This is a genomic window from Cellulomonas sp. NPDC055163 (assembly GCF_053607065.1).
In genome coordinates, this window is sequence record NZ_JBSGSU010000003.1 from 74,997 (window position 1) to 99,820 (window position 24,824).

General features: G+C 74.9%; 22 protein-coding genes and 1 tRNA gene. 17 read left to right on the top strand and 6 right to left on the bottom strand.

Annotation, left to right across the window (positions count from 1 at the left end; all coding sequences use genetic code 11):
• Window positions 1-24 precede the first annotated feature (24 nt).
• Genes ACWFNE_RS06660 through ACWFNE_RS06680 form a run of 5 tightly spaced genes read right to left on the bottom strand, consistent with a single transcriptional unit; the run spans window position 25 to window position 8,015 of the window.
• Window positions 25-1,752, bottom strand: coding sequence for a GAF domain-containing sensor histidine kinase (locus ACWFNE_RS06660; protein ID WP_452121645.1), 1,728 nt, complete (start codon window positions 1,750-1,752; stop codon window positions 25-27).
• The gene (gene cydC / locus ACWFNE_RS06665; RefSeq protein WP_452121646.1) at window positions 1,749-3,668 is read right to left on the bottom strand and encodes a thiol reductant ABC exporter subunit CydC; all 1,920 of its coding nucleotides are present in this window, start codon (window positions 3,666-3,668) and stop codon (window positions 1,749-1,751) included. The genes ACWFNE_RS06660 and cydC overlap by 4 nt, the downstream gene beginning before the upstream one ends.
• Window positions 3,665-5,389 (bottom strand): thiol reductant ABC exporter subunit CydD, encoded by a 1,725-nt coding sequence (cydD, locus tag ACWFNE_RS06670; protein WP_452121647.1) that lies wholly within the window; start codon window positions 5,387-5,389, stop codon window positions 3,665-3,667. The genes cydC and cydD overlap by 4 nt, the downstream gene beginning before the upstream one ends.
• Window positions 5,390-5,402: 13 nt before the next feature.
• A complete protein-coding gene (gene cydB, locus ACWFNE_RS06675; RefSeq protein WP_452121648.1) occupies window positions 5,403-6,512 on the bottom strand; it encodes a cytochrome d ubiquinol oxidase subunit II in 1,110 nt (369 codons plus the stop codon).
• Window positions 6,513-6,527: 15 nt separating this feature from the next.
• Window positions 6,528-8,015 (bottom strand): cytochrome ubiquinol oxidase subunit I, encoded by a 1,488-nt coding sequence (locus tag ACWFNE_RS06680; RefSeq protein ID WP_452121649.1) that lies wholly within the window; start codon window positions 8,013-8,015, stop codon window positions 6,528-6,530.
• 474 nt (window positions 8,016-8,489) lie between these two features.
• Here ACWFNE_RS06680 and ACWFNE_RS06685 point away from each other — a divergent pair, with 474 nt between their 5' ends.
• The 15 genes from ACWFNE_RS06685 to ACWFNE_RS06755 all read left to right on the top strand — a co-directional run bounded on the left by ACWFNE_RS06685 (window position 8,490) and on the right by ACWFNE_RS06755 (window position 23,218).
• Entirely contained in the window at window positions 8,490-12,029 is a 3,540-nt protein-coding gene (locus ACWFNE_RS06685) for an Rne/Rng family ribonuclease (RefSeq protein ID WP_452121650.1), read from the top strand.
• 356 nt (window positions 12,030-12,385) lie between these two features.
• Window positions 12,386-12,697 (top strand): 50S ribosomal protein L21, encoded by a 312-nt coding sequence (rplU, locus tag ACWFNE_RS06690; RefSeq protein WP_211254616.1) that lies wholly within the window; start codon window positions 12,386-12,388, stop codon window positions 12,695-12,697.
• 61 nt (window positions 12,698-12,758) lie between these two features.
• Window positions 12,759-13,013, top strand: a complete 255-nt coding sequence (rpmA, locus tag ACWFNE_RS06695; protein WP_034635467.1) for a 50S ribosomal protein L27 — start codon at window positions 12,759-12,761, stop codon at window positions 13,011-13,013.
• A 130-nt stretch (window positions 13,014-13,143) separates the two neighbouring features.
• Complete coding sequence (gene obgE / locus ACWFNE_RS06700; RefSeq protein ID WP_452121651.1) at window positions 13,144-14,658, top strand: GTPase ObgE; 1,515 nt, start codon at window positions 13,144-13,146, stop codon at window positions 14,656-14,658.
• Window positions 14,659-14,686: 28 nt separating this feature from the next.
• On the top strand, window positions 14,687-15,850 hold the full coding sequence (gene proB / locus ACWFNE_RS06705; RefSeq protein ID WP_452121652.1) for a glutamate 5-kinase: 1,164 nt from the start codon (window positions 14,687-14,689) through the stop codon (window positions 15,848-15,850).
• Between the two features lie 304 nt (window positions 15,851-16,154).
• Window positions 16,155-16,697, top strand: coding sequence for a GNAT family N-acetyltransferase (locus ACWFNE_RS06710; RefSeq protein ID WP_452121653.1), 543 nt, complete (start codon window positions 16,155-16,157; stop codon window positions 16,695-16,697).
• A gap of 127 nt (window positions 16,698-16,824) precedes the next feature.
• Complete coding sequence (locus ACWFNE_RS06715; protein ID WP_452121654.1) at window positions 16,825-18,183, top strand: glutamate-5-semialdehyde dehydrogenase; 1,359 nt, start codon at window positions 16,825-16,827, stop codon at window positions 18,181-18,183.
• 61 nt (window positions 18,184-18,244) lie between these two features.
• On the top strand, window positions 18,245-18,397 hold the full coding sequence (locus tag ACWFNE_RS06720) for a hypothetical protein (RefSeq protein ID WP_412871331.1): 153 nt from the start codon (window positions 18,245-18,247) through the stop codon (window positions 18,395-18,397).
• Window positions 18,398-18,453: 56 nt separating this feature from the next.
• Window positions 18,454-19,056 carry a nicotinate-nucleotide adenylyltransferase gene (gene nadD / locus ACWFNE_RS06725; RefSeq protein ID WP_452121655.1) on the top strand — a complete coding sequence of 201 codons (603 nt, stop codon included), beginning with the start codon at window positions 18,454-18,456 and terminating at the stop codon, window positions 19,054-19,056.
• Between the two features lie 868 nt (window positions 19,057-19,924).
• On the top strand, window positions 19,925-20,344 hold the full coding sequence (locus tag ACWFNE_RS06730; RefSeq protein WP_452121656.1) for a hypothetical protein: 420 nt from the start codon (window positions 19,925-19,927) through the stop codon (window positions 20,342-20,344).
• Between the two features lie 8 nt (window positions 20,345-20,352).
• On the top strand, window positions 20,353-20,739 hold the full coding sequence (gene rsfS, locus ACWFNE_RS06735) for a ribosome silencing factor (protein WP_452121657.1): 387 nt from the start codon (window positions 20,353-20,355) through the stop codon (window positions 20,737-20,739).
• Window positions 20,736-21,410 carry a histidine phosphatase family protein gene (locus ACWFNE_RS06740; protein ID WP_452121658.1) on the top strand — a complete coding sequence of 225 codons (675 nt, stop codon included), beginning with the start codon at window positions 20,736-20,738 and terminating at the stop codon, window positions 21,408-21,410. Before rsfS ends, ACWFNE_RS06740 begins: the two co-directional genes overlap by 4 nt.
• A gap of 79 nt (window positions 21,411-21,489) precedes the next feature.
• Window positions 21,490-21,562: transfer RNA gene (locus tag ACWFNE_RS06745), tRNA-Ala, on the top strand.
• 160 nt (window positions 21,563-21,722) lie between these two features.
• Window positions 21,723-21,953, top strand: a complete 231-nt coding sequence (locus ACWFNE_RS06750; RefSeq protein WP_452121659.1) for a helix-turn-helix transcriptional regulator — start codon at window positions 21,723-21,725, stop codon at window positions 21,951-21,953.
• A 47-nt stretch (window positions 21,954-22,000) separates the two neighbouring features.
• The gene (locus tag ACWFNE_RS06755) at window positions 22,001-23,218 is read left to right on the top strand and encodes a site-specific integrase (protein WP_452121660.1); all 1,218 of its coding nucleotides are present in this window, start codon (window positions 22,001-22,003) and stop codon (window positions 23,216-23,218) included.
• Between the two features lie 80 nt (window positions 23,219-23,298).
• On the opposite strand, the gene ACWFNE_RS06760 is transcribed toward ACWFNE_RS06755, so the two are convergent.
• Complete coding sequence (locus ACWFNE_RS06760) at window positions 23,299-23,769, bottom strand: hypothetical protein (protein ID WP_452121661.1); 471 nt, start codon at window positions 23,767-23,769, stop codon at window positions 23,299-23,301.
• 194 nt (window positions 23,770-23,963) lie between these two features.
• Between ACWFNE_RS06760 and ACWFNE_RS06765 the strand changes: the two genes are divergently transcribed.
• Window positions 23,964-24,260, top strand: a complete 297-nt coding sequence (locus ACWFNE_RS06765; RefSeq protein WP_452121662.1) for a hypothetical protein — start codon at window positions 23,964-23,966, stop codon at window positions 24,258-24,260.
• Between the two features lie 47 nt (window positions 24,261-24,307).
• A complete protein-coding gene (locus tag ACWFNE_RS06770; protein WP_452121663.1) occupies window positions 24,308-24,697 on the top strand; it encodes a hypothetical protein in 390 nt (129 codons plus the stop codon).
• Window positions 24,698-24,824 lie beyond the last annotated feature (127 nt).

Consider the following 24,824-nt stretch of genomic DNA (forward strand, 5'->3'; position numbering starts at 1 on the left):
GAGCGGCCGCCCGCGGCACCCCGCTCAGCCGAGCGGCGCCGCCCACGACAGCAGCGCCCCGCGCCCGTCGGGCGTCGCGCCGAGGCTGAACGTGCCGCCGTGCTGGCGCGCCCGGGCGGCCAGGTTGCCGGTGCCGGAGCGCCGGTCGCTGCGGCCCGAGAGGCCGGCGCCGTCGTCCTCGACCTCGACGAGCACCCGGCCCGTGGGCCCCGAACCCTGCACCGAGACGCGCACCGACACGGACGAGGCCTGCGCGTGGCGGGCGGCGTTCGCGAGCCCCTCGCGCACCACGGCGACGACGTCGTCGGTGAGGTCGGGTCCGATGCGCGCGTCGAGCTGGTCGGCCTCGATGTAGTCGCCGTCCGGCACCACGGTGCCGTCGAGCGAGACGACGAACGACGGCGCGAACCCCAGCCCGGTGCGGGCGAGCGACGCCTCCCGGCGCAGGCGCTCGACCAGACCGGTCGCCGCGTCGGGGTCGCGCAGCGCGTAGACGATCTGGCGGATCTGCCGGACGGAGCCGTCGACGTTGTCGAGCGCGTCCTCGACGATCCCCATGAGCTCGCTCGGGTCGACGCCGCGGGCGGCCCGGCGGCGGACCGTCTCGAGCTGCATGCCGGTCGCGAAGAGCTGCTGGATCGCGAGGTCGTGCAGGTCGCGCGCGATCCGCTCGCGCTCGTCGAGCAGCGCCGCGACGTCCTGCGCGTGGCGCGCCTCGGCGAGCACGAACGCGAGGGCGGCCTGCGCGGCGAACGACTCCGCGGTGACGAGGTCGCTCGGTTCGAACGGCGCGCTGCCGATGCGGCGCAGGACGATGAGCACGCCGACCCCGCGACCGGACGTCTGGAGCGGCGCGAACAGCGCGGGGCCGAACGCGCGCATCGGCGCGACCCGCACGACGCGGGACTTCGAGAGCGACTCGACGAGCAGGCCGCGGCCCTCGTCCATCACGGACCACGAGCGCCCGTCACGCGGCATGACGGCACCGACGAGGCTGTCGGCCGCGTGCCCGTCGGCGAGCTCGATGACGAGCTCGCCGCCGACCCCGGGGAGCGCGAGCGCGGCGGTGTCGGCGCCCGCCACCTCGCGCGCCGTCGCGGCGATGTGCTCGAGCGCCTCCTCCTCGTCCACGCCCGAGAGCAGCATCGTCGTGATGTCCTGACCCGCGCGCAGCCAGTGCTCACGGCGGGCCGCGTCGGCGTAGAGCTGCGCGTTGGCGACCGCGATGCCCGCGGCGGCGGCGAGCGCGACGACCACGTCGGCGTCGGCCCGCGTGAAGCCACCGTCCTTCTCGGACAGGTAGAGGTAGCCGTAGACCTGCTCCCGGACGCGCACCGCGGCGCCCAGGAACGAGCCCATGGGCGGGTGGTTCACGGGGAAGCCGCGGAACGCGGGGTGCTGCGTGAGGTCGTCGAGCAGCAGGACGCCGTGCGTCGGGATGCGGCCGAGCACGCCGATCGAGTGCGGCGGGTTGCTCATCATCTCCGCAATCGAGGTCGGCATCCCCGTCTGCACGAACGTCGTCGACGCCCCCCGCGCGTCGAGCACGTTGATGGCGCCGTACCGCGCCTTCGTGAGCTCGGCGCTGACCTTGACGAAACGCTCCATGACGCCGCGCAGGTCGAGCCCGCTCGCGACGGACAGCACCGCGTTCAGCAGGTCGGTGAGGCCGTCGCCGGTGACCACGTCGCTGTCCCGCGCCGCGTCCGCCGGTGGGGCCGGCCGAGCCGCTCGGGTCGCCGCGTCGGTCATCGGTCCTCCTGCTGCTCGTGCTGCTCGCGCGCCTGTGCCTCACGGTAGCCCGCGTCGCCGGCGAGGAGCTCCGCGTGCGTGCCTCGTGCCGCGACGCGCCCGTCGCGCAGCACGAGGACCTCGTCGGCGGCGTCGAGCGCGGAGACGCGGTGCGTCACGACGACGACGCCGCGGGGCGGCGGGGCCGCGGGGGAGCGCGGTCCTGCGGAGGGCGGGCCGGTCCGCCGGGTGAGCAGGTCGCGCAGCAGGCGGTCCGCGGTCGTGGTGTCGAGGTGCTCGGCGGGTTCGTCGACGAGCAGGAGCGGCGCGCGGGAGAGCAGCGCCCGCGCGAGCAGGAGCCGGCGGCGCTCGCCGCCCGAGACGCTGCGCCCGTCCGCGCCGAGCGGGGTGTCGAGGCCGAGGGGCAGGCCGGTGAGCCACGCGGTGAGGCCGGCGCGGTCGAGCGCGGCGCGCGCCTCGTCGGGCGTGACGTCGCCGCGCGCGACGCGCAGGTTCTCGAGGACCGTCGTCTCGAACAGGTGCGCGTCCTCGGTCGTGAGCACGACGTGCGACGTCACCTCGGACCGCGGCAGGGCGTCGAGGCCGGCCCCGGCGAGCGTGAGGCTCCCCCCGCGCGCGGGCAGCAGTCCGGCGAGCGTCAGCAGGAGCGTCGTCTTGCCGGTGCCGCTCGGTCCGACGACCGCGACCGACCTGCCCGGGCGCAGCTCGAGGTCGAGCCCTCGCACGACGGGCTCACGGCCCGGCCAGCCGCACACGAGGCCGCGCGCGACGAGCGTGGTGGGCCGGGTGCGCCCCCCGGTCTCGGCGGCGGCCGAGCCGGGACGAGCGGTGGCCGGGCACGAGGGGTCGCCGGGCACGCGGACCGCGGGCGCTGCAGGCGCGCCGAGCACAAGGACGGCCGGCGTCGCGGGCCCGCCCGGCGTCGTCCGGCCCGCCGCCTCGTCGAGCAGCGCGAGCACGCGGCCCGCCGCCGCGCGCGAGCGCTGCACCTGGATCGCGGCCGCGGGCAGGACGGCCGTGGCCTCGAAGGCCGCGAGCGGCGTGAGGACCAGGACCGCGAGCTCGACCGGGGCGACCGTCCCGGCGGTGACCGCCGGCACGCCCAGCACGAGCGCCGCGACGACCGCGAGGCCGACGGCGAGCTGCCCGAGCGCCGCGGAGAGCGCCGCAGGCCGGGCGCCGGCGTCGACGGCCCGGGCGAGGGCCGCGTCGGCGGAGCGCAGCGCGTCGAGCTCGCGCGGGAGCAGGCCGGCGACGGTCGCGGGCCCCGGCGCGTCGAGCACGCCGAGCGACACGCTCGCGACGGCCGCCCGCGCGTCGACCGCCCGCGCCTCGGTGGTCCGGGCGGCACGGGCGGCGAGCGCGGGCGACACCACGCCGGCGAGCACGAGGCACGCCGCGAGCGCGAGCCCCGCCGCCGGAAGGAACAGCGCCATCGCGACGACGGTGCCCACGCCGAGCACCGCGGCGACCGCGGCGGGGAGCAGCCCGCGCACGACCGCGTCGCCCACGGCGTCGACGTCCGCCCCCACCCGGGCGAGCAGGTCGCCGCGCCGCAGGGCGAGCGCGGCGCCGACGCGTCCGGTCGCGACCCGCTCGTACAAGGTCGTGCGCAGCGTCGCCATGCCCCGCAGCGCGACGTCGTGCGAGGTCACGCGCTCGACGTAGCGGAACGTGCCGCGGCCGATGCCGAACGCGCGCACGGCGACGGTCGCGACGGACAGCTCGAGCACCGGCGGCATCTGCGAGGCGCGCGCGATCAGCCATGCCGCGACCGCGGCGAGCGCCACGGCCGAGCCGAGGCTCAGCACGCCGAGGCCGACGGCGAGCCCGACGCGCGCACGGTCGACGTCGAGCAGCGCGAGAGCGCGGCGCAGGGGGTCCTCGGCGGTCCAGGGACGCGGGGGTGTGCTCACGCGACGACCTCGGCGCGCTCGGGTCCGGCGCCGTGCCCGGCCGTGGGGCTGGACGCCGTCCCGAACGCGGCGGGCCGGACCTCGACGACCTCGTCGGCCACCGCGAGCAGCGACGTCCGGTGCGCGACGAGCACGACGGTGCGCCCCGCGTCGCGCAGGGCGGTGACGGTCCCGAGCACGACCTGCTCGCCCTCGGCGTCGAGGTGCGCCGTCGGCTCGTCGAGCACCACGAGCGGGGCGGTGCCGAGCAGCGCACGCGTGAGGGCCACGCGCTGGCGCTGACCGACGCTCAGCCCCTCGCCCCCGCGTCCGCACGGGGTCCCCCAGCCGAGCGGAGCGGACGCCACGACCGCGTCGAGCCCGGTCAGCGCGGCGGCCGCGTCGCGCTCGGCCGGCCCCACGTCGACGCCCCCGGTCACGACCGCACCGAGCGTTCCCGGCTCGAGCAGCGGGCGCTGGGGGAGCCACGCGACCTGCGCCCAGAACGTCGCCGGGTCGATCTCGTCGAGCGGGAGCGTCGTCCCGCCCGGCCCGACGAGCTCGACGGTGCCGAGGTCCGCGCGCACGAGCCCGAGCAGCACCTCGACCGCGGTCGTCTTCCCGCCGCCGCTCGGACCCGTCAGCGCGACGACCGTGCCGGGCCGCACGTCGAGGTCGAGCCCCGCGGGCGCCAGCACGTCACGGCCGGGCGCCCGCACCCCGACGCCGCGCAGCCGCAGCGACGCGGTCCGCAGGTCCGGCGCCGGTCGCCCGCCCCGCGGGGGCAGGGGGGTCTCGAGCACCGCGAACACCTGCTCGGCGGCCGCGACGCCGTCGGTCGACGCGTGGAACTGGGCGCCGACCTGGCGGAGCGGCAGGTACACCTCGGGCGCGAGGACGAGCACCGCGAGCCCGGTGACGAGGTCGAGCTCGCCGTAGACGAGCCGGAGCCCGATCCCGACGGCCACGAGCGCGACCGACAGCGTGGTCAGCAGCTCGAGCACCATGCCGGACAGGAAGGCCACGCGCAGGGTGCCCATGGTCGCGCGGCGGTGCGCGTCGCCGAGCTCACGCACGCGCGCCACGGGCCCGAGCTCGCGCCCGAAGGCCCGCAGCGTCGCGAGGCCCGCCAGCAGGTCGAGGACCTGCGAGCCGAGCCGCTGCATCACGCGCAGCCCGCGCTCGGACCGCCCCTGGGTGAGCCGCCCGACCAGCACCATGAAGAGCGGCACGAGCGGGATCGTGCCGGCCACGATCGCCGCCGAGACCCAGTCGAGCCCCAGGACGACGACGAGCGTCGCGGGGGTCAGCGTGGCCGCCAGCACGAGCTGCGGCAGGTACCGCACGAAGTACGGCTCGAGCGCGTCGATCCCGCGGGTCGCGAGCGTCACGACGCGGGACCCGTCGCCCTCGACCGTCCAGCGCGGACCGAGCAGCGCGGAGCGCTCGACGAGCTGCGCGCGCAGGTCCCCGATCACGCGCGTCGCCGCCCGGTGCGCGAACCGCTCCTGCACCCCCGCGACCAGCGCACGCACCGCGACCACGCCGGCGAGCCCGGCCACCTGCGGGGCGATCTTGGGGAGCGTCGCGCCGTCGTGCACCGCGGCAGCGAGCGCGTGGGCGAGCAGGAGAGCCTGCGCCACGACCAGCCCGGCGACGAGGACCCCGAGCGCGACGGTCAGGGCGATGTAGCGGCGTGCGGCGCGGGCGTGCCGCAGCAGCCGGGGGTCGAGCGGCTTCACGCCGGGCCGTGTCTCACGACGCGGTCGGACGGCCCGCGTCGCCCGCCGGGCCGTCGCCGGTGCCCGACGCCGCCCCGGCGGCGACGCCCGCAGCGGCGGACCCGCGGCGCGCGAACGTCAGGCCCACGCTCGCGGGGATCTGCTCCGCCGAGACCCGCTTCCGGAAGACCCAGTACGTCCAGCCCTGGTAGAGCAGGACGAGCGGCGTGAGCGCGACCGCGACCCAGGTCATGACCGTCAGCGTGTAGTCGGTCGACGACGCGTTGGTCACCGTCAGCGAGTTCGCCGGGTCGAACGCCGGCATCACGTCGGGGAACAGCGACCCGAAGATCAGCACGACGGCCGCGACGATCGTGACGGCCGAGGCCACGAACGCCCAGCCCTCGCGCCGCTCGCGCGTCGCCCGGACGAGGACGAGCAGCGCGGCTGCGGCGAGCCCGACGGCGCCCCACGTCCACGCGACGGAGTACGCGAGCTGCGCCCAGACCGCCCACACGGCGGCGACGGCGAGCGTCACCGGGGCGAGCCGCGCGGCCAGCGCACCCGCGCGCCCCCGCACGTCGCCGGCCGACTTCAGCGCCAGGAACACCGCACCGTGCGTCAGGAACAGCAGCGCCGTGACGGCCCCGCCGAGGAGCGCGAACGGGTTGAGCAGGGCGACGAACCCGCCGACGTACTGGTGGTCGGCGTCGAGCTCGACGCCGCGCACGAGGTTCGCGAACGCGACGCCCCACAGCACGGCGGGCACCCACGAGCCGACGGTCAGCGCGAGGTCGGCGCGCGCGCGCCACCGGTCGTCGTCGATCTTGCCGCGCCACTCGAAGGCCACGACCCGCACGATCAGTGCGAGCAGGATCAGCAGGAGCGGCAGGTAGAAGCCCGAGAACATCGTCGCGTACCACTCGGGGAACGCCGCGAACGTCGCGCCGCCGGCCGTGAGCAACCACACCTCGTTGCCGTCCCAGACCGGGCCGATCGTGTTGATCATGACGCGGCGGTCCGTGTTGCTCCGGCGCCCGAGCACGGGCAGCAGCATGCCGACCCCGAAGTCGAATCCCTCGAGGACGAGGTAGCCGGTCCACAGGACGGCGATGAGCAGGAACCAGACGGTCGTGAGCTCCATGTCGTCTCCCCTGCCTCAGTACGCGAAGGACAGCGGGCGGTCGGCCGCGGAGTCCGGGTCGTCGGGGTCCTCGGTGCGCGCCTCGGGGCTCGGGTCGTGCTCGGACGCCGCGACGCCCTCGACCGCGAAGCGGTGCATGAGCTTGAACCAGATCACGGCGAGCACGCCGTAGAGCAGCGTGAACGCGGCCATCGACGTGACCACCATCGCGGGGCTCACGACCGTCGAGACGCCGCGCGCGGTCAGGAGCCACACGCCGTCGACGCCGCTCGGGTTCGGGTTCGGCACCACGACCCAGGGCTGGCGGCCCATCTCGGTGAAGATCCAGCCGAACGCCGACGCGAGGAACGGGGTCGGGATCGCCACCAGTGCGATGCGGGCGAGCCACGGGCTGTCGCTGACCCGGCCGCGGCGCGTGAACCACAGCGCGGCGAGCGCGAGCAGCGCGGACCCGGCAGCCGTCCCGATCATGAGCCGGAAGCTCCAGTAGGTGACGGCGAGGTTCGGTGTGTAGTCCACGCCCGCGCCGTACTGCTCCTCGTACTGCGCCTGCAGCTCGTGCACGCCCTGGAGGGGCGCGTCGAACTCACCCGTCGCGAGGAACGCCGTCATCCCGGGGATCTCGATGAGGTGGCTCACGCCGTCGCAGTCGTTGGCGAGGTCACCGATCGCGAGGATCGAGAACGCGGCGCCGTCGGTGCTCTCGCACAGCGCCTCGGCTGCGGCCATCTTCATGGGCTGCTGGTCGAACATGAGCTTGGCCTGCCAGTCACCCGTCACAGCGAGGCCGGCACCGGCGACGAGCATCGTGACCGTGCCGAGCACCACGGCCGGGCGGTAGACGGTGCGCGCGAGGTCGACGTCGCCGCGGCGCACGGTCCGGACCATCCACCACGCCGCGATCCCGGCGACGAAGGTGCCGGCGGTCAGCAGCGCGGCGGTGATCGTGTGCGGGAACGCGGCGAGCACGGTCGGGTTCGTCAGGACCGCGACGATGTCGACCATCTCGGCACGGCCGGTCGCCGTGTTGAGCACCGCACCGACGGGGTGCTGCATCCAGGAGTTCGCCGCGAGGATGAAGAACGCGGACAGGTTCGTCGCGAGCGCGACGGCCCAGATGCACGCGAGGTGGAGCTTCTTGGGGAGCTTGTCCCACCCGAAGATCCACAGGCCGAGGAACGTCGACTCGACGAAGAACGCGGCGAGCGCCTCCATCGCGAGCGGCGCGCCGAACACGTCGCCGACGAAGCGCGAGTACTCGCTCCAGTTCATGCCGAACTGGAACTCCTGGACGATGCCCGTCGCGACGCCGATCGCGAAGTTGATCAGGAACAGCTTCCCGAAGAACTTCGTCAGGCGCAGCCACCGCTCGTCGCCCGTGCGGACCCAGAACGTCTGCATGAGCGCGACGAGAGGGGAGAGCCCGATCGTGAGCGGGACGAAGATGAAGTGGTAGACGGTCGTGACACCGAACTGCCAGCGGGCGAGGTCGAGGGCTTCCACGCGGGATCTCCGTCGGGTCGAGCGGCGGCGGGTCCGTACACCCGTGGTGGGGCGCGCGGACCGGTCCGGCGGTGACGCCCAGGACCACTCCCGACGCTAGGTCGGCGCCCCGGGGGGCCGTGGGACCAAGGTCCCGCTCGCCGGCACGACGTCGTCACACCCGGACCGTGTCGCTGAGGGCCTCCGACGGTGCCTGTGCGATACTGGACGCGGTTCCGGGGCGCCCACACCGCCCCGACACCGTGACCGTGCTCGCCGCACCAGCGCATCGCGCTCGCCAGGCGCCGCCGGCTTTCCGCCGGGCCCCGCACACGGGACCCGCTCGACGAGCAGGCAGGGCGATGGCGCCGACCGCCTGTGCAGCCAGCCGCGACCGACGACTTCCGTCGCAGCGCACCGCGCGAGCGACGACTGACCGCCCGTGGGCGCCGAGGTGTGTGGACGGCACCCGTCGGGCACACAGGAGCACCCCGCGTGACCTTCGACACCGCAGGAACCCCCAGCAACGAAGCCCCGAACGACGCCACGGGCCGCGAGGACGCGGCCGGCGCGGAGGGGACGGCGCCCGCCAAGAAGCCCGCACGGCGCCGCGCGACCCGCAAGGTCGCGGCACCGCCGGACGCGTCCACGCCGCAGGGCGCCCCCGGGACGCCGGGCGCGCAGGACGTCGCCGGGAGCGCCGGCTCCGTCGCTGAGGGCGCGGCGGTCGCCGCCGAGGCCCCGAGCGCGCCCCCGGTCGTGACCGAGCCGACGGTCGCGCCGGCCGCCCAGGCCGCCGCCGCACCGGCGCGGCGTTCGCGTCGCGTGACCCGCACCGTCGTCCTTCCCGACCCGGGTGCCACCGCGGCCCCGGAGCAGCCGGCGGCGCCTGTCGACCCGACGCCCGCAGCCTCGACGCGGGCGACCGCCGCCCCGGCCGCCGCAGAGCCCGTGGCCGCAGCGCAGGCGACAGCGGCGACCGCCGCCGCCGCGCCCGCTGCCGAAGCGCCCGTCCAGCCGGTCCCGGCCGCCGACACCCCGGCCGCGGACGCCCAGCCCGCCGCCGCTCCGCGCAAGCGCGCACCCCGCCGCAGCCGCAAGGCCGCCGAGGCGCCCGTCGAGGTCGCACCCGTCGTCGAGCCGGTCGTCGCCGAGGACGAGGACGAGGAGGCGACCGACCCGGCCGCCTCCCCGGAGACCGTCGGGACCGCGACCGCGGCGCCCAGCACCCCCGCCGCGCCCACGCTCGACGTCCTCGCCGAGCTCGCCGGCACGGTCGCCGCGAAGCCGCCCGCCGAGCCCCGCACCGGCTCCCCGCGCCTCGCCACGACCGCGCTGCTCTTCCAGGCACCCGACCCGGACGCGCGCCCGCGCCGCCGCCGCGCGCAGTCGCCCGCCGGGAGCCCGCAGGCGATCTCGGAGGCCGCCGCCGCGCTGCACACCGAGGAGCCCACCGCCGAGGCGGAGGCCCCGGTCGAGGCCCCGGTCGAGGAGAAGCCCGCCACGACGCGCCCGTCGCGCCGCCGGGGTCGTCGTGGGGCCCAGCCCGACGCGCCGGCCGAGGAGCCCACCGTGCTGCTCGCGGGGGCGCTCGACGACCTCGCGGCGGACCCCGCCCTGCCCGCCGCGGCGGAGCCTGCGACCGCGCAGGACGAGGACACCGAGGACGCCGAGGACCAGCGCCCCGCGGACGGCGACGACTCCGACGAGCAGGGTCCGCGCCGCCGGCGCCGCCGCGGGGGCCGCGGCCGTCGTGGCCGCAGCGCCGAGGACGAGGACGTCACCGAGGACGACGACGCCCCGCGCGCCGCCGAGCCGGACGCCGAGCCGGACGCCGAGACCGAGAGCGACGAGGGTGACGAGGCTGACGCCGAGACCGACGCCGACGCCGACGCCGACGAGCAGGGCGGGTCGAGCCGCCGTCGCCGTCGTCGCCGCAGCCGCAGCGGACGCGGCGAGGGTGCCGAGCCCGAGGTCGCCGCGCCGAGCCGCAGCCGGGCCTCGCGTGCCCCGAGCGACGAGGTCACCGCGCTGCGCGGGTCCACGCGCCTCGAGGCCAAGCGCCAGCGCCGCCGCGAGGGCCGGGACGCGGGCCGCCGCCGTCAGGTCATCACCGAGTCGGAGTTCCTGGCCCGCCGCGAGTCGGTCGAGCGGACGATGGTCGTGCGCGAGCGCGACGGCCGCACGCAGATCGCGGTGCTCGAGGACGGCGTGCTCGTCGAGCACTACGTGTCCCGCCAGGCGCAGCTGTCGATGGCCGGCAACGTCTACCTGGGCCGCGTGCAGAACGTGCTGCCCAGCATGGAGGCCGCGTTCGTCGACGTCGGCAAGGGCCGCAACGCGGTGCTGTACGCCGGCGAGGTCAACTGGGACGCCGCCGGTCTCGAGGGCGGCCAGCCGCGCCGCATCGAGCAGGCGCTCAAGTCCGGCGACTCGGTGCTCGTGCAGGTCACGAAGGACCCGATCGGCCACAAGGGCGCACGCCTGACGTCGCAGATCACGCTCGCGGGCCGGTACCTCGTGTACGTGCCCGGCGGCGGCATGACCGGCATCAGCCGCAAGCTGCCCGACGTCGAGCGCAACCGGCTCAAGAAGATCCTCCGCGAGATCGTCCCCGAGTCGGCCGGCGTCATCGTGCGCACCGCCGCCGAGGGTGCGAGCGAGGACGAGCTGCGCGCCGACATCGCGCGCCTGCAGGGCCAGTGGGAGTCGATCTCGAAGAAGGCGAAGACCGCGTCGGCGCCCGCGCTGCTGCAGGGCGAGCCGGACCTCGCGATCCGCGTCGTGCGCGACATCTTCAACGACGACTTCAGCTCGCTCGTGGTGCAGGGCGACGAGGCGTGGTCGACGATCTCCGGCTACATCGGCGACCTCGCGCCGGACCTCGCGAGCAAGGTGTCGCGGTGGACGGGGCAGGGCGACGTGTTCTCGGCGCACCGCGTCGACGAGCAGCTCGCGAAGGGCATGGACCGCAAGGTCTGGCTCCCGTCGGGCGGCTCGCTCGTGATCGACCGCACCGAGGCCATGACCGTGGTCGACGTCAACACCGGCAAGTTCACCGGCTCGGGCGGCACGCTCGAGGAGACGGTGACGCGCAACAACCTCGAGGCGGCCGAGGAGATCGTGCGCCAGCTCCGGCTGCGTGACATCGGCGGCATCATCGTCATCGACTTCATCGACATGGTGCTCGAGCTCAACCGCGACCTCGTGCTGCGTCGGCTCGTCGAGTGCCTCGGGCGCGACCGCACCAAGCACCAGGTCGCCGAGGTCACGTCGCTCGGGCTCGTGCAGATGACGCGCAAGCGCGTCGGCCAGGGGCTCGTCGAGGCGTTCAGCGAGACGTGCGAGCACTGCAACGGCCGCGGGTTCATCGTGCACGCCGACCCGATCGAGAAGTCCTCGCGCTCGGAGGCCGGTGCCCCGCAGCACCAGCACCAGCCGCAGCAGCCGCCCGCGCCCGCCGAGGCCGACGCGAAGCGCACGCGCCGCAAGCGCGGGGGCAAGGACTCCGGCGCCACGGGCGCGGCCCTGCCCGCCGTGCCGGTGCTGCCCGAGGCCCGCGAGGCGGTCAAGGCGACGCTGGCGACGATCGCGGCCGCCGCGGCGCACGCCCACGAGCACGCCCACGACCACGACGACGCGCCGGGTGCCGGCACGCCGGTCGCCGGGGGAGCCGTGCGGGTCGAGGCCGAGCCGGATGGCCAGGGAGACGCCGGGGTCGGTGCTGCGGCGCAGCCCTCCGGGGGGACCGCCGACGTCGCGGGCGCCGGGTCGTCGGAGGCCGCCGACGGTGCCACGTTTCGCGGCGCCGAGGGGGACGTTCCTGAGCAGGTTGCGCCGGGCGCTGCCGGGGACGGCGACGCCCGCGACGCCGGACCCGGGGACGCCGACGCCGAGGCGCCGGTGGGCGAGACGCTCGAGCTGACCCCGGTCGACCCCAGCACGTTCGACGTGCTCGCCGACCCGGACGACGCCGACGACGCGGATCAGGACGCCCCCGCGCAGGACGACGCCGAGCAGCCCACCGAGGGCTGACCCGCGCCGGGCGCCCCCCGGCGGTCCGTGCCTCGCCGCGCGGACCGTCGGGGGGCGTCGGTCGTGCGGTGCGTCGCCCGTGCGGTGCGTCGCGTGCGTTCGCGGGTCGCTGGGCAGCCAGGGGACCGGTCGTCCCACGGTCGGGGCCGCCGGGGCGGGCACGCATTTGACCGTGCCAGATGCGTTCCGTACTCTTGAACGTCGGCGCGTTTGTTACGCGCCGGTTGTGCGTGCACCAGGTACCGAGAGCATCCCGCAGCGTGCTGCGAGGGCGCCGGCCGTGTGAGCGGCTCCACCGTACCGAGCACGCCCCCGACTTGTGTGACTGAGTTCGACGAGCAGAGATGAGCAGCAACGTGGTGTACGCGATCGTGAAGGCTGGCGGCCGCCAGGAGAAGGTCGCCGTCGGCGACGTCGTCGTCGTCGACCGTCTCGCCGCGCAGGCCGGCTCGACCGTGGAGCTCACGGCGCTGCTGCTCGTGGACGGGGACAAGGTCACGACCGACGCGCAGGACCTCGCCAAGGTGAAGGTCACGGCGGAGGTCGTGCGGGCCGAGAAGGGCCCGAAGATCGACATCCTCAAGTACAAGAACAAGACCGGCTACCGCAAGCGCCAGGGTCACCGTCAGCAGCTGACCCGCCTGAAGGTCACGGGCATCGACAACTGAGTGCGCGCGGCCCCGTCGGCTGCGGCTCCTCCCCGTCTCTGAGCACGAAAGCAGGTTCGTCATGGCACACAAGAAGGGCGCGAGCTCCTCGCGCAACGGTCGCGACTCCAACGCGCAGCGTCTCGGCGTCAAGCGCTTCGGCGGTCAGGTCGTCAAGGCCGGCGAGATCATCGTCCGCCAGCGCGGCACGCACTTCCACCCCGGCATCAACGTCGGGCGCGGCGGTGACGACACCCTGTTCGCGCTCGCGCCGGGTGCCGTGACGTTCGGCACGCGTCGTGGCCGCAAGGTCATCGACATCGTGACGGCGGCCTGAGCCACCACAGCACGTTCGTCGGAGGGGCGCACCGAGGCGGTGCGCCCCTTCGTCGTGTCAGGATCGACCCACCGGGATCCTCCGCGGTGGTCATGCACGGAGCCCGACCGGCTCCGGGAAGAGGTGTCCGATGGCGACGTTCGTCGACCGTGTCGTGCTGCACGCCACCGGCGGTGACGGTGGGCACGGTTGCGTCTCCATCCGCCGCGAGAAGTTCAAGCCGCTCGCCGGCCCGGACGGCGGCAACGGCGGCCACGGGGGCAGCATCATCCTCGAGGTGGACCCGCAGGTCACGACGCTGCTCGAGTACCACCACTCGCCCCACAAGCACGCGCCGTCCGGCGGCCAGGGCATGGGCAACTACCGCCAGGGCTTCACGGGCGAGGACCTCGTGCTGGGGGTGCCCGACGGCACCGTCGTGAAGTCGCCGACGGGCGAGGTGCTCGCCGACCTCGTCGGGACGGGCGCCCGGTACGTCGTCGCGGCGGGCGGCCACGGCGGGCTCGGCAACTCCGCCATCGCGTCCCCCAAGCGCAAGGCCCCCGGGTTCGCGCTGCTCGGGGAGCCGGGCGACACGCAGGACGTCGTGCTCGAGCTCAAGACGATCGCCGACGTCGCACTCATCGGTTACCCGAGCGCCGGCAAGTCGAGCCTCGTCGCCGCGATGTCGGCGGCACGGCCGAAGATCGCCGACTACCCGTTCACGACGCTCGTCCCGAACCTCGGCGTGGTGCAGGCGGGCTCGTCGCGGTACACCGTCGCGGACGTCCCGGGGCTGATCCCCGGCGCGAGCGAGGGCAAGGGCCTGGGCCTGGAGTTCCTGCGGCACATCGAGCGCTGCGCGGTGCTCGTGCACGTGCTCGACTGCGCGACCCTCGAGCCGGGCCGCGACCCGCTGAGCGACCTCGACGTGATCGAGCACGAGCTCGCGGCGTACGGCGGAGACATCGGCATCGAGGGCGGGCGCGTCCCGCTCATGGAGCGCCTGCGGATGGTCGTGCTCAACAAGATCGACGTCCCCGAGGCGCGCGAGCTCGCCGACCTCGTGAAGCCGGACCTCGAGGCGCGCGGCCTCCAGGTGTTCGAGATCTCCGCGGTGAGCCACGAGGGCCTCCGCCCGCTGACGTTCGCCCTCGCGGCGCTCGTCGAGCAGGCCAGGCGCGAGGCGCCCCAGCCGGAGCCGACGCGCGTCGTCCTGCGCCCCCGGGCGGTCGACGAGTCCGGGTTCACGGTCACGAAGCGCACCGACGGGCCGCACGACTACTTCCAGATCCGCGGCGTCAAGCCCGAGCGGTGGGTGCGGCAGACGGACTTCACGAACGACGAGGCCGTCGGCTACCTCGCGGACCGCCTCGCGCGCCTCGGCGTCGAGGAGAAGCTCTTCGCCGCGGGCGCTGCCGCGGGGGCCGAGGTCGTCATCGGCGACGGACCCAAGGCGGTCGTGTTCGACTGGGAGCCGACGCTCCTGACCGGCTCGGAGCTGCTCGCCGGACCGCGCGGGACCGACATGCGCATCGAGGAGCGCTCGCGCCCGACGCGCGGCGAGAAGCGCGTCGAGTACAAGGAGCGCATGGACGCCAAGGCCGAGGCGCGCGCCGAGCTGTGGACCGAGCGCGAGGCCGGGGTCTGGACCGACGAGTCCTGACGGCGGCCGGGACGGGCACAATGCGTCCGTGAGCGCTGCCGCCCCCCTCCTGCACCGACGCGAGCTGCCCGACGCCGTCCGGGTCGTCGTCAAGGTCGGCTCGTCGTCGCTCACGACGCCCGACGGGCACCTCGACCCCGAGCGTGTGCGCGCGCTCGCCGAGGTGCTCGCCGACCGGCACGCCGCCGGCGGTCAGGTCGTGCTGGTCTCGTCGGGTGCGATCGCTGCCGGGATCGGCCCGCTCGGGCTGCCGGCACGCCCGCGCGACCTCGCGACCCAGCAGGCTGCGGCGTCGGTGGGTCAGGGCCTGCTCGTCGCGCAGTACGCGCAGGCGTTCGCGGCCCGGGGCATCCGGGTCGGGCAGGTGCTGCTCACCGCGGACGACACCGTGCGGCGCGGGCACTACCGCAACGCGCAGCGTGCGCTCGAGCGGCTGCTCGACCTCGGCATCGTCCCGATCGTCAACGAGAACGACACGGTCGCGACCGACGAGATCCGCTTCGGCGACAACGACCGGCTCGCGGCCCTCGTCTCGCACCTCGTGCGGGCGCACGCGCTCGTGCTGCTCACCGACGTGGACGGGCTGCACACCGGCCCGCCGTCGCGGCCCGGTTCCGTGCGGATCCCCGAGGTCCGCGGCGAGCACGACGTCGCCGGGGTCGACGTGAGCTCGCGGGGGAGCGCGGTCGGCACGGGCGGCATGGTCACCAAGCTCGAGTCGGTGTCGATCGCCGCGGGCTCCGGCATCCCGGTCGTGCTCACGTCGGCCGCGAACGTCCGTGCGGCGCTCGCGGGGGAGGACGTCGGGACGTGGTTCGCCGCCACGGGACGCCGTGCGTCGACGCGACTGCTGTGGCTCGCGCACGCGGCCCGCACGCGCGGGCGGCTCGTGCTCGACGACGGTGCGGTGCGGGCGGTCGTCGAGCGCCGGACGTCGCTCCTTCCGGCCGGGGTGACCGCGGTCGAGGGCGACTTCGAGGCGGGCGACCCGGTCGCCCTGACGGCCCCGGACGGCACCGTCGTGGCGCGGGGGCTCGCGGCGTACTCGTCGCAGGAGGTCCCGGGCCTGCTCGGGCGCACCACGTCGGACCTGCGCGCCGAGCTCGGCCCGGGCTACGACCGGGCCGTCGTGCACCGCGACGACCTCGTGCTCGTCCGGCGCCGCGCGTCGGCGGTGCCGCGGCCACGCTGACGTCCGGGCTGCCTCGCCCGGTCTCGCGATGCGGGCGGCAGCGGGAGGTCGTGTTGACCCCGGTGCAGCCCCCGGCCTAGGTTCGGCGGCGGTCGCGTACGTCCCGGCCGCCCGAGACACGTCCGGGTGCGGGCCGGTGCCGACGCAGTGCTGCACCTGCCCGTCCACCGCGGGCACGTCGTCGAGGGGGACACATGAGCACGGATCGCACGCGCGCGCCCGAGCAGCACCCGCAGACGTCGACGGGCGGCCGCTGCCGCTCCGGCCTCGCACCGGCGCGGGCGCGGCGATGATGGCCGAGCCGGTGCACACCCCGTTCCCCGACCGGGCGCCGTCGGTCCTGCGCGACGAGCTGCGGACCCGGATCGCCGCGTGGGGGCACCCGCACGCCGCCGAGCTGCGCGAGCGCCTCGCCGACGAGCTCCGCCACCGCTCGCCCGCTGCCGGCGGAGGCCCGGGTCAGCGCCGCGCCCGCCCCGACGGCACCGACCCCTCCTCGGTCCTGCTCACCGTCCTCGTGTACGACGGCAGCGACGCCGTGGCGACGGCGTCGCTCCAGGAGCACGACGGCCGCAACGAGGTGACCCGGCTGTACGTCGTGCCCGAGCGGCGCCGCCGCGGTCTGGCGCGTCGCGTGATCGCCGAGCTCGACGAGTTCGCGCGCGCGGCCGGCGTCGCCGAGATCGTCATGGCCGTCCCCGGCGAGCTGCACGAGCTGCGGTCGCTGTGCGAGCGCGACGGCTGGGTCCGCGTCGCACCGTTCGGCGGGCACGCCGGCGAGTGCTTCGCGAGCCCGGTCGACACCTCGCGCGTCGGCGCCTCGCTCGCTCGCGCCGGGATCGCCTGACGCCTGCGGGTCCACGCGGGGACGCGCTCCGGCGCTCTGGCCCGATGCGCCCGCGGCCGTCACCCGGCCGGCGTCCGGACCGCGGGAGGCCTCCGTGGAGCGGCGCACTGCGGGCTACCCTGGCCGGATGACCACCTCGCTCGAGACGACGTCGGCCGCCGCGCCCGGGACGGCCCCCCTCGCCGCACCGCAGCCGGCGGCGGACCCGGCCGGCCCGGCGTCGGACGTCACGGAGGCCGTCCTCGACGTCGCCCGCCGCGCCAAGGTCGCCTCGCGCGCGCTCGCGACCGCGACGCGGGCCACCAAGGACGCGGCCCTGCTCGCGCTCGCGGACGCGCTCGTCGCCGCGTCGGCCGAGATCGTCGCGGCGAACGCCGAGGACCTCGAGCGTGGGCGCGCGAACGGGACGTCCCCCGGGCTGCTCGACAGGCTCGCGCTGACCGACGAGCGACTCGGGGCGATCGCCGACGCCCTGCGCGAGCTCGCGGCGCTGCCCGACCCCGTCGGCGAGGTCGTGCGCGGCTCGACGCTGCCGAACGGCCTGCGGCTGCGGCAGGTGCGGGTGCCGATGGGTGTCGTCGGGATGATCTACGAGGCGCGCCCCAACGTGACCGTGGACGCCGCGGGGCTCGCGCTCAAGAGCGGCAACGCCGTGATCCTGCGCGGTGGCTCGGCCGCGGCGCGCAGCAACGCGGTGATCGTCGAGGTGCTCGGGCGCGCGCTCGCCTCCCTCGGTCTCCCGGCCGACCTGGTGCAGTCCATCGACGCGCACGGCCGGCCCGGCGCCGTCGCGCTGATGCACGCGCGCGGCCTCGTCGACGTGCTCGTCCCGCGCGGGGGAGCCGACCTCATCCGCACGGTCGTGCGCGAGTCGACCGTGCCCGTCATCGAGACCGGCGTCGGCAACTGCCACGTGTACGTCGACGCGAGCGCGGACCCCGCGACCGCGCTCGCGATCCTGCTCAACTCGAAGACCCAGCGCGTCGGGGTGTGCAACGCCGCCGAGACGCTGCTCGTGCACGCGGACGCGGCGCCCGGGTTCCTGCCGTCCGCGCTCGTCGCGCTCGCGCAGGCCGGGGTCGTCGTGCACGGGGACGACGCGACCGCGGGCCTGGCCCCCGAGGGCGTCGACGTCGTGCCCGCGACCGACGAGGACTGGGCGGCCGAGTACCTCTCGCTCGACCTCGCGGTGCGGGTCGTGCCGGACCTCGACGCCGCGCTCGAGCACGTCCGGACGTGGACGTCGGGGCACACCGAGGCCATCGTCACGCGCGACCTCGCGGCGTCCGAGCGGTTCGTCGCCGAGCTGGACTCCGCGGCGATCATGGTCAACGCCTCGACCCGGTTCACCGACGGCGGCCAGTTCGGCCTCGGCGCCGAGATCGGGATCTCGACGCAGAAGCTGCACGCCCGGGGTCCGATGGGCCTCGGGGAGCTCACGACGACGAAGTGGGTCGTGCACGGCGACGGGCACGTCCGAGCCTGACGCCCGACCCGGACATGCGACACTGGTCGCTCCGACGAACAGCCTTCTCAGGAGGATCGACGTGCACTCCGTTCTGCTGGCCACCCAGGAATACGCCGAGCACGGCACCGAGCTGGCCGTCTCCCCGGTGGTCTTCGGGCTCTCGGCGTTCGGCGGCCTGATCGCGATGCTGCTCGTGACGTACGCGTTCCGGAGCGTCGGCACCCGCCACTGAGCGCCAGCGACGCGCCCGCGACCAGCCAGCGAGGACGAGAGCGAGGAACCCGACCGATGACCCAGCGACGACTGCGGCTCGGCGTGATGGGCGGCACGTTCGACCCCATCCACCACGGGCACCTGGTCGCCGCGAGCGAGGTCGCCGCGGAGTTCGCGCTCGACGAGGTCGTCTTCGTGCCGACGGGTCAGCCGACGTTCAAGCAGGACCAGGACGTCACGCACGCCGAGCACCGGTACCTCATGACGGTCATCGCGACGGCGTCGAACCCGCGATTCACGGTGAGCCGGGTCGACGTCGACCGCGCCGGTCTGACGTACACGGTCGACACGCTGCGCGACCTGCACGAGGCGCGGCCCGACGCGGAGCTGTTCTTCATCACGGGCGCGGACGCGATCGAGCAGATCCTCAGCTGGAAGGCGCCCGACGAGCTGTTCGAGATGGCGCACTTCGTGGCCGTCAACCGACCGGGGCACACGCTGTCCACCGACGGGCTGCCTGCGGACAGGGTCAGCCAGCAGGAGATCCCCGCGCTCGCGATCTCCTCGTCCGACGTCCGCGCACGCGCTCGGGGTGGAGCGCCCGTCTGGTACCTGGTGCCGGACGGGGTCGTCCAGTACATCGCCAAGCACGGTCTGTATCGAGGTAACGATGAGTGAGCCCGGAGAGCGCCGCCGCCGCCGCGAGGCCGAGCGGACGACCGATGTCGGCCCGGACGCGCAGGGCAGCGGCGGACCGCCGTCGCGCCGCGCGATGCGCAGCCAGCCCGTGCAGTCCGTCGGGCCCGACGGCAGCGCGGGCGGTGGGCCGTACCAGGTGCCCGGCATGGGTGCGGAGTCGGCCGCGATGCGCTCGCGTCGCACGATCCGCGACACGTCGCTCGAGCCGTCCGGCCCGCGCGCGCCCCAGCCGGGCGCAGCCCCGACCCGTGCCCCGGGTGCCCCCGGAGCGGCACCGGGTGCCTGGGGAGGAGCGCCGGGAACGTCCGCCGCACCGACCCGGACGCCGCAGTCCCGCCCTTCCGGGCCGGCACCGGGCCCCGCCCGCCCGTCCTACCCGGGCCCCGGCTCGGCCCCGCGCCCGACGTCGTCCGGTCCTGCCGCCACCGGCCCCGCGCAGCCCGGTCCCGCGCGGGGTACCGGCTGGGCCGGTGCTGCCGGCGCGGCGCCCTCGACGCGGGGTTCGTCGCCGCAGGAGCGTCCGACGCCGCAGCGACCCTCCGCAGCATCGTCGTACCCCGGCGCGCCCGCGGGCCCGGGTTTCCCCGGCAGCGGCGGACCGGTCCGCTCGGCGGCCCCCGCCCCGGCAGCCCCTGCCGCCGCCCCGACCCGCCCTCCGGTGTGGGGCTCGCCCCCGGGCGGCCCGGGCGGCCCGGCCGGCCCCGCGGGCGTGCCGGCCGGCGGCCCGGCACCTCAGGCGCCGACCCGGACGAGCAGTCCGAGCGCACCCGCGTCCGGCCCGGCACCGTGGGGTTCGACGACCGCGCAGCGCGGACCGTCGTGGGCCGCGGCGGCCGGCGCGGCCCCCGTGGACGCCACCACCGTCGACGCCCCGCCGGTGCCGGCCGACGCCCCGCCGCTCGCGGGCTCCCGGTCGGCCGGGGCCGCCGCCGAGGAGGCTCCCGCCGGCCCGCGCTGGGGCTCGCTGTCGAAGTCCGACCCCGCGCGCCCCGACCCGCTGCGTCCGGACGGCGGGCGTCCGGACCCCGTACGCGCGACCCGGCCCGCCGACGAGCTGGATGACGACCTCGACGAGGACGACGACGAGGACGACGAGCGCCCGTCGCACCCGTACACCTGGCTCCAGCTTCTCGTGCTCGCCCTGGTCGCGTTCGTGCTCGGCTTCCTGATCGTGCTGCTCGGCAGCCGCGGGAGCGACGACGCGTCCGGCGCCACCCCGACCCCAGCGACGGCCAGCGCCGTCGTCGGCCACACCACCACCACCTGAGGAGACCCGTGCCGGCAACCGAACGCGCCGTCGAGCTCGCCGTCGCGGCAGCCCGCGCCGCTGCCGACCTGAAGGCCGACGAGATCATCGCGCTCGACGTGAGCGAGCAGCTCGTCCTGACCGACGTGTTCCTCATCGCCTCGGGCACCAACGAGCGGCAGGTCGGCTCCATCGTCGACGCCGTCGAGGAGTCTCTGCACAAGCTCGGCTCGAAGCCGCTGCGCCGCGAGGGCAAGTCCGAGGGGCGCTGGGTGCTCATCGACTTCGGCGACGTCGTCGTCCACGTGCAGCACGCCGACGACCGCGTGTACTACGCGCTCGAGCGGCTCTGGAAGGACTGCCCGGTCATCCCGCTGCCCGACGACATCCGGGACGGCGACGGGGCGGTGCAGTGAGAGCTGGCCGCCTGCTGCTGTGGCGGCACGGACGGACGGCGCACAACGCCGAGGGCCGGCTCCAGGGCCAGTCCGACATCCCGCTCGACGACGTGGGCCTGTGGCAGGCGCGGACCGCCGCGGCCGCGCTCCTCGCGCGCCACAAGCCGACGAAGATCGTGGTCTCCGACCTCGGGCGTGCCCGGGCGACGGCTGAGGCGCTCGCGCAGCAGGCCGGGCTCGACGTGGTCGTCGACGCGCGCGTGCGCGAGCGGTCGTTCGGTGCCTGGGAGGGCCTGACGGCGGCCGAGATCGGTGAGCGGTGGCCCGAGGAGCACGCCGCCTGGGCGGCCGGTGGTGAGCCGACGCGTGCGGGCGGCGAGGCGCGCGCGACCGTGGCGGCCCGCATGGTCGAGGCCGTGAACGAGCACGCAGCCGGCCTCACCGACAACGACACCCTCGTCGTGGTGTCCCACGGCGCGGCGATCGGGCTCGGTGTCGCGGGGCTGCTCGACCTCCCCGCGGACTGGCGGGGCATCGTCGGAGTGAGCAACGCGCACTGGGCGGAGCTCCGTGCGGCCCGGGGGAGCGCGCCCCACGCGTGGCGGCTCACGGGCTACAACCTGGGCCCCACCGACGCGTCGACGGACTGGAACGCCGGGCCCGACCAGGAGGCCCGCGACCCCGATTAGCGTTCGGGGGCAGGTCTCGCCTAGACTTCACGACGCCCGCAAGGGCGGTGACGACTCGCTCCACGGGGTGAGGCTTCACGGGGCTGTGGCGCAGCTGGTAGCGCACCTGCATGGCATGCAGGGGGTCAGGGGTTCGAGTCCCCTCAGCTCCACTCGAAGTGCTGGTCAGTGGCCACGTCGGGATCCTGAGCACAGGAGCCGGACGTGGCCACTGGACATTTGATGGACACTTATCGACCGGGCCTCGAGGCCGCAGGCCCGTGTCTCGGGGTGTCTGGCCCCGGTTGGGCGGCTCGCCACCCACCTGCTGGCATGGACACCGACGTGACGTCGCCCACAGCAGCGACGATGACCCTGGCCGAGCTCGCCGCCCACCTGGCGGTCACCCCGCAGGCGCTGTACGACCTGCGCTCGAAGGGCCGCGGCCCGCGCGGCTTCCGGGTGGGACGTCAGTTGCGCTTTCGTCCGGCGGAGGTCGAAGCGTGGATCGCCGGGCTGGAGGCCGCCGACGGCGCCCGGCACCGCCGGCGCGCCGGCACGTGAACCGGGGGCGCCCGCGCACCGCGATCGGAACCTTCGGGGACATCGCGGTGACCGACCTGGGCGGCCGTTATCGCGCGCTGACCCGGTACCGGGACGTGGACGGTCGTCTGCGCAAGGTCACGGCCGTGGCTGGCAGCGCCCGGGCGGCGCGGGCGCGCCTGAAGGCGCGCCTGGTCGAGCGGCCCGGCTTCCTCAGCGGCGGGGTGCTGGGCGCGGGGAGCGGCTTCGCGGAGCTGTGCGAGCTGTGGCTGGGAGACTTGGAGCAGCGCGACATCTCCGAGGGCACGAAGGCCAACTACCAGGACGACCTGCGAGTGCACGTGCGACCGGCATTCGAGCCGTACACGCTCGGGGAGATCACCACCGGCCGCGTGGAGTTGTTCCTCAAGACCCAGTCCGCGATCTCGTACTCCCGAGCCAAGCACCTGCGAACGCTGCTGAATCAGATGTTCGGCCTCGCGCTCCGGCACGACGCGATCCGGCGGAACCCTGTCGAGGGCACCTCGCCACTGGTTCGGCCCAAGCACCAGGTTCAGGCACTGACGCTCGAGCAGGTGCAGGCCCTGCGTGCCGCTGCCAGAGGGTGGCGCACCGGGGCGGGGGTCAGAGGACCGCGGCCTGACGGGAAGGTCCGTGACATCTGCGAGGTCCTGCTCGGGACCTCGCTGCGCCCCGGGGAGGTCCTCGCGCTGCGTCCGTGCGACGTGACGGAGACCCCTTCCGGGATGGTCATCCACGTGCGCGGCACCGTCGTGCGTCAGGCGGGGTTGGCCGACTTCCGGCAGGACCATCCGAAGACCCACGCCTCCAGTCGCCGCCTCGCCGTGCCGGAGTTCGCGGCTGAGGTCCTGCGCCGGCGCATCGCGACGATGGGCCCTGACCAGCGCGAGACGACGATCTTCCACAACCGCCACGGCGGCGTCATCACCCTGCACAACCTACGTCGCACCTTCCGGGAGTTCGTCACGGACGCGGGTCTGGACGGCTTGGGCATCACCCCGCGCTGGTACCGCCGCACCGGGGCCACCGTCATCGCCCGCGGAGTCAGCCTCGATGCGGCAGCGGCCTTCCTCGGCCACACGAGCACAGCTGTCACGGAAGGGCACTACGTGGCCATCGACGCGACGGTCGACGCCGCCCCAGCGCGAGTGCTCGACCTGACCCTGCGGCCGGCGGACCCCGATCCGAGGCTCCTCGCGACGGGTGCAGGCGCCGAAGAGGAAGACTTCATGGCGCGGCTTGACGAAGAGGAGCCCGCACCCTGACCGTGAAGCCTTTCGTCGCAAGCCGAGCCCGAGGCGCCTCACGAGGTGATCGAAGCGCTTGTACATCGTGACCGGGGGCGCTAACAGTCAAGCGCGAAAAGGGGGTCGCACCCAGCCCCGGTCCCGGACGGGAGGATCAACGGTGACACCCTGATCGAGACGGCGACCGCCGCCCCGACTATGAGCAGGAAGATCACCGGGCGCCACCACTGGCGTAGCAGGTAGCGCACCGGAGCAACGTTCACGATGACGACAGCTAGCACCACACCGCCGCAGAGGATGACGATCGCCCACGCTTGACGGTCGAACTGGATGAGTCCGGCCGCCGCGGCCGCGACCGCGAGGATGCCGACGGACAGCACGTTCGCCAGAGTGCGAGTGAATACGTCGTCCCACAACTTGCCTCTGCCCAGCCAGATCGAGGCCGCGTTCGGATCTCGCCGAGGCGGGGGACCAGGAGGTCGGCGGGCGCCGTAGACCTCCTCGAGCCGCTGAGCGAAGTGATCCTCGCTCCGCCGACTCGGCCGCTTCGGCGGATCCTGCTCACCCATGCTCGGACACTAGCGTCGACCGGATCGACCGCCCGTGAAGCGCGCCGCCTGCTGCACGCCGGCGCCTCGGCAAGAGACCCCTGGCTGTTGGTGCCGACCACTGCGGCCGCATGGTTCCCCTGATGTCGGACGGCTCCGAAACCACCCGGGCTCAATGTGGGTGCGCGATGGTTGAGTGCCCTATCGTGACGAACATGACCAAGAAGGGCGGGTCACCCGTGATCACCACGGAGACGCTGAAGTTCGAGCTGGAGGGCCGCTTCGCAGCGCCCGAACTCGACCTCGGCAAGACGTACATCAGCGTCCGGTGGGAGCCGGGGCCCCAGATCGTCCGGGTCGGCGCATGCCTAGAGTCGTACAACTGGGACAACCGGATGAAGGCAATCTCCACCATCCTCGCGTTCGAGCGGGACCACGCCGACGAGTTCGCCGTCGACTTCGACGTCATCCCTCTCGCGACGGTCACGGACGACTCCTTCGCTGACGTCTGATGTCGTCCCGGCCCTTCCACGTCGCCAGAGCGAAGCACCATCTGGAAGTGGCCGAACACCTCTCTGGGGACGACCCGTACGTCGACTGGGCCGTCGTCGCCCTGTTCTACTCCGCTCACCAGTGGGTGCACTCCGCGCTCTCCGGCGAGCCGACCCTGGCCAAGGACGAGCGCCACCCTCGGAAACACTCCGGCGGCCCGGCGGCCCAGGTTGGGGGGCGCGGCACGAACCAGATAGTCGCGGCCCTGTTCCCGGAGGACGTCCAAGTCGCCTACCGAAGCCTCGACGAGATGTCCCGGCGAACCCGCTACGACATGGACCGGCTCCAGGGGCAGTTCCCGCCGTATCTGCTGATGAAGATGCAGTTCGAAGTCGTGCGAAAGCACTGCCACGCGCTCAACTCTGCTCGCCCGGACATCCCGACGCAGCATCCGTAGCACATCGAGGCGGCAGTCCCTGCCGTGGTGTGGGTGAGTGCCGACCTCGTGTCCGCCCGAGGTTCCGCTCGTGGCCCGCCCCGGAGACGAGGAGATGACGAAGTACATCGCTGACGGCGAGGCCTTC

What these genes read in the sequence shown, in the direction of transcription:
- ACWFNE_RS06660 (WP_452121645.1), bottom strand. Translation starts at nt 1,752, where the DNA reads ATGACCGACGCGGCGACCCGAGCGGCTCGGCCGGCCCCACCGGCGGAC.
- cydB (WP_452121648.1), bottom strand. Translation starts at nt 6,512, where the DNA reads ATGGAGCTCACGACCGTCTGGTTCCTGCTCATCGCCGTCCTGTGGACC.
- rpmA (WP_034635467.1), top strand. Translation starts at nt 12,759, where the DNA reads ATGGCACACAAGAAGGGCGCGAGCTCCTCGCGCAACGGTCGCGACTCC.
- obgE (WP_452121651.1), top strand. Translation starts at nt 13,144, where the DNA reads ATGGCGACGTTCGTCGACCGTGTCGTGCTGCACGCCACCGGCGGTGAC.
- ACWFNE_RS06715 (WP_452121654.1), top strand. Translation starts at nt 16,825, where the DNA reads ATGACCACCTCGCTCGAGACGACGTCGGCCGCCGCGCCCGGGACGGCC.
- nadD (WP_452121655.1), top strand. Translation starts at nt 18,454, where the DNA reads ATGACCCAGCGACGACTGCGGCTCGGCGTGATGGGCGGCACGTTCGAC.
- ACWFNE_RS06750 (WP_452121659.1), top strand. Translation starts at nt 21,723, where the DNA reads ATGGACACCGACGTGACGTCGCCCACAGCAGCGACGATGACCCTGGCC.
- ACWFNE_RS06760 (WP_452121661.1), bottom strand. Translation starts at nt 23,769, where the DNA reads ATGGGTGAGCAGGATCCGCCGAAGCGGCCGAGTCGGCGGAGCGAGGAT.
- ACWFNE_RS06765 (WP_452121662.1), top strand. Translation starts at nt 23,964, where the DNA reads ATGACCAAGAAGGGCGGGTCACCCGTGATCACCACGGAGACGCTGAAG.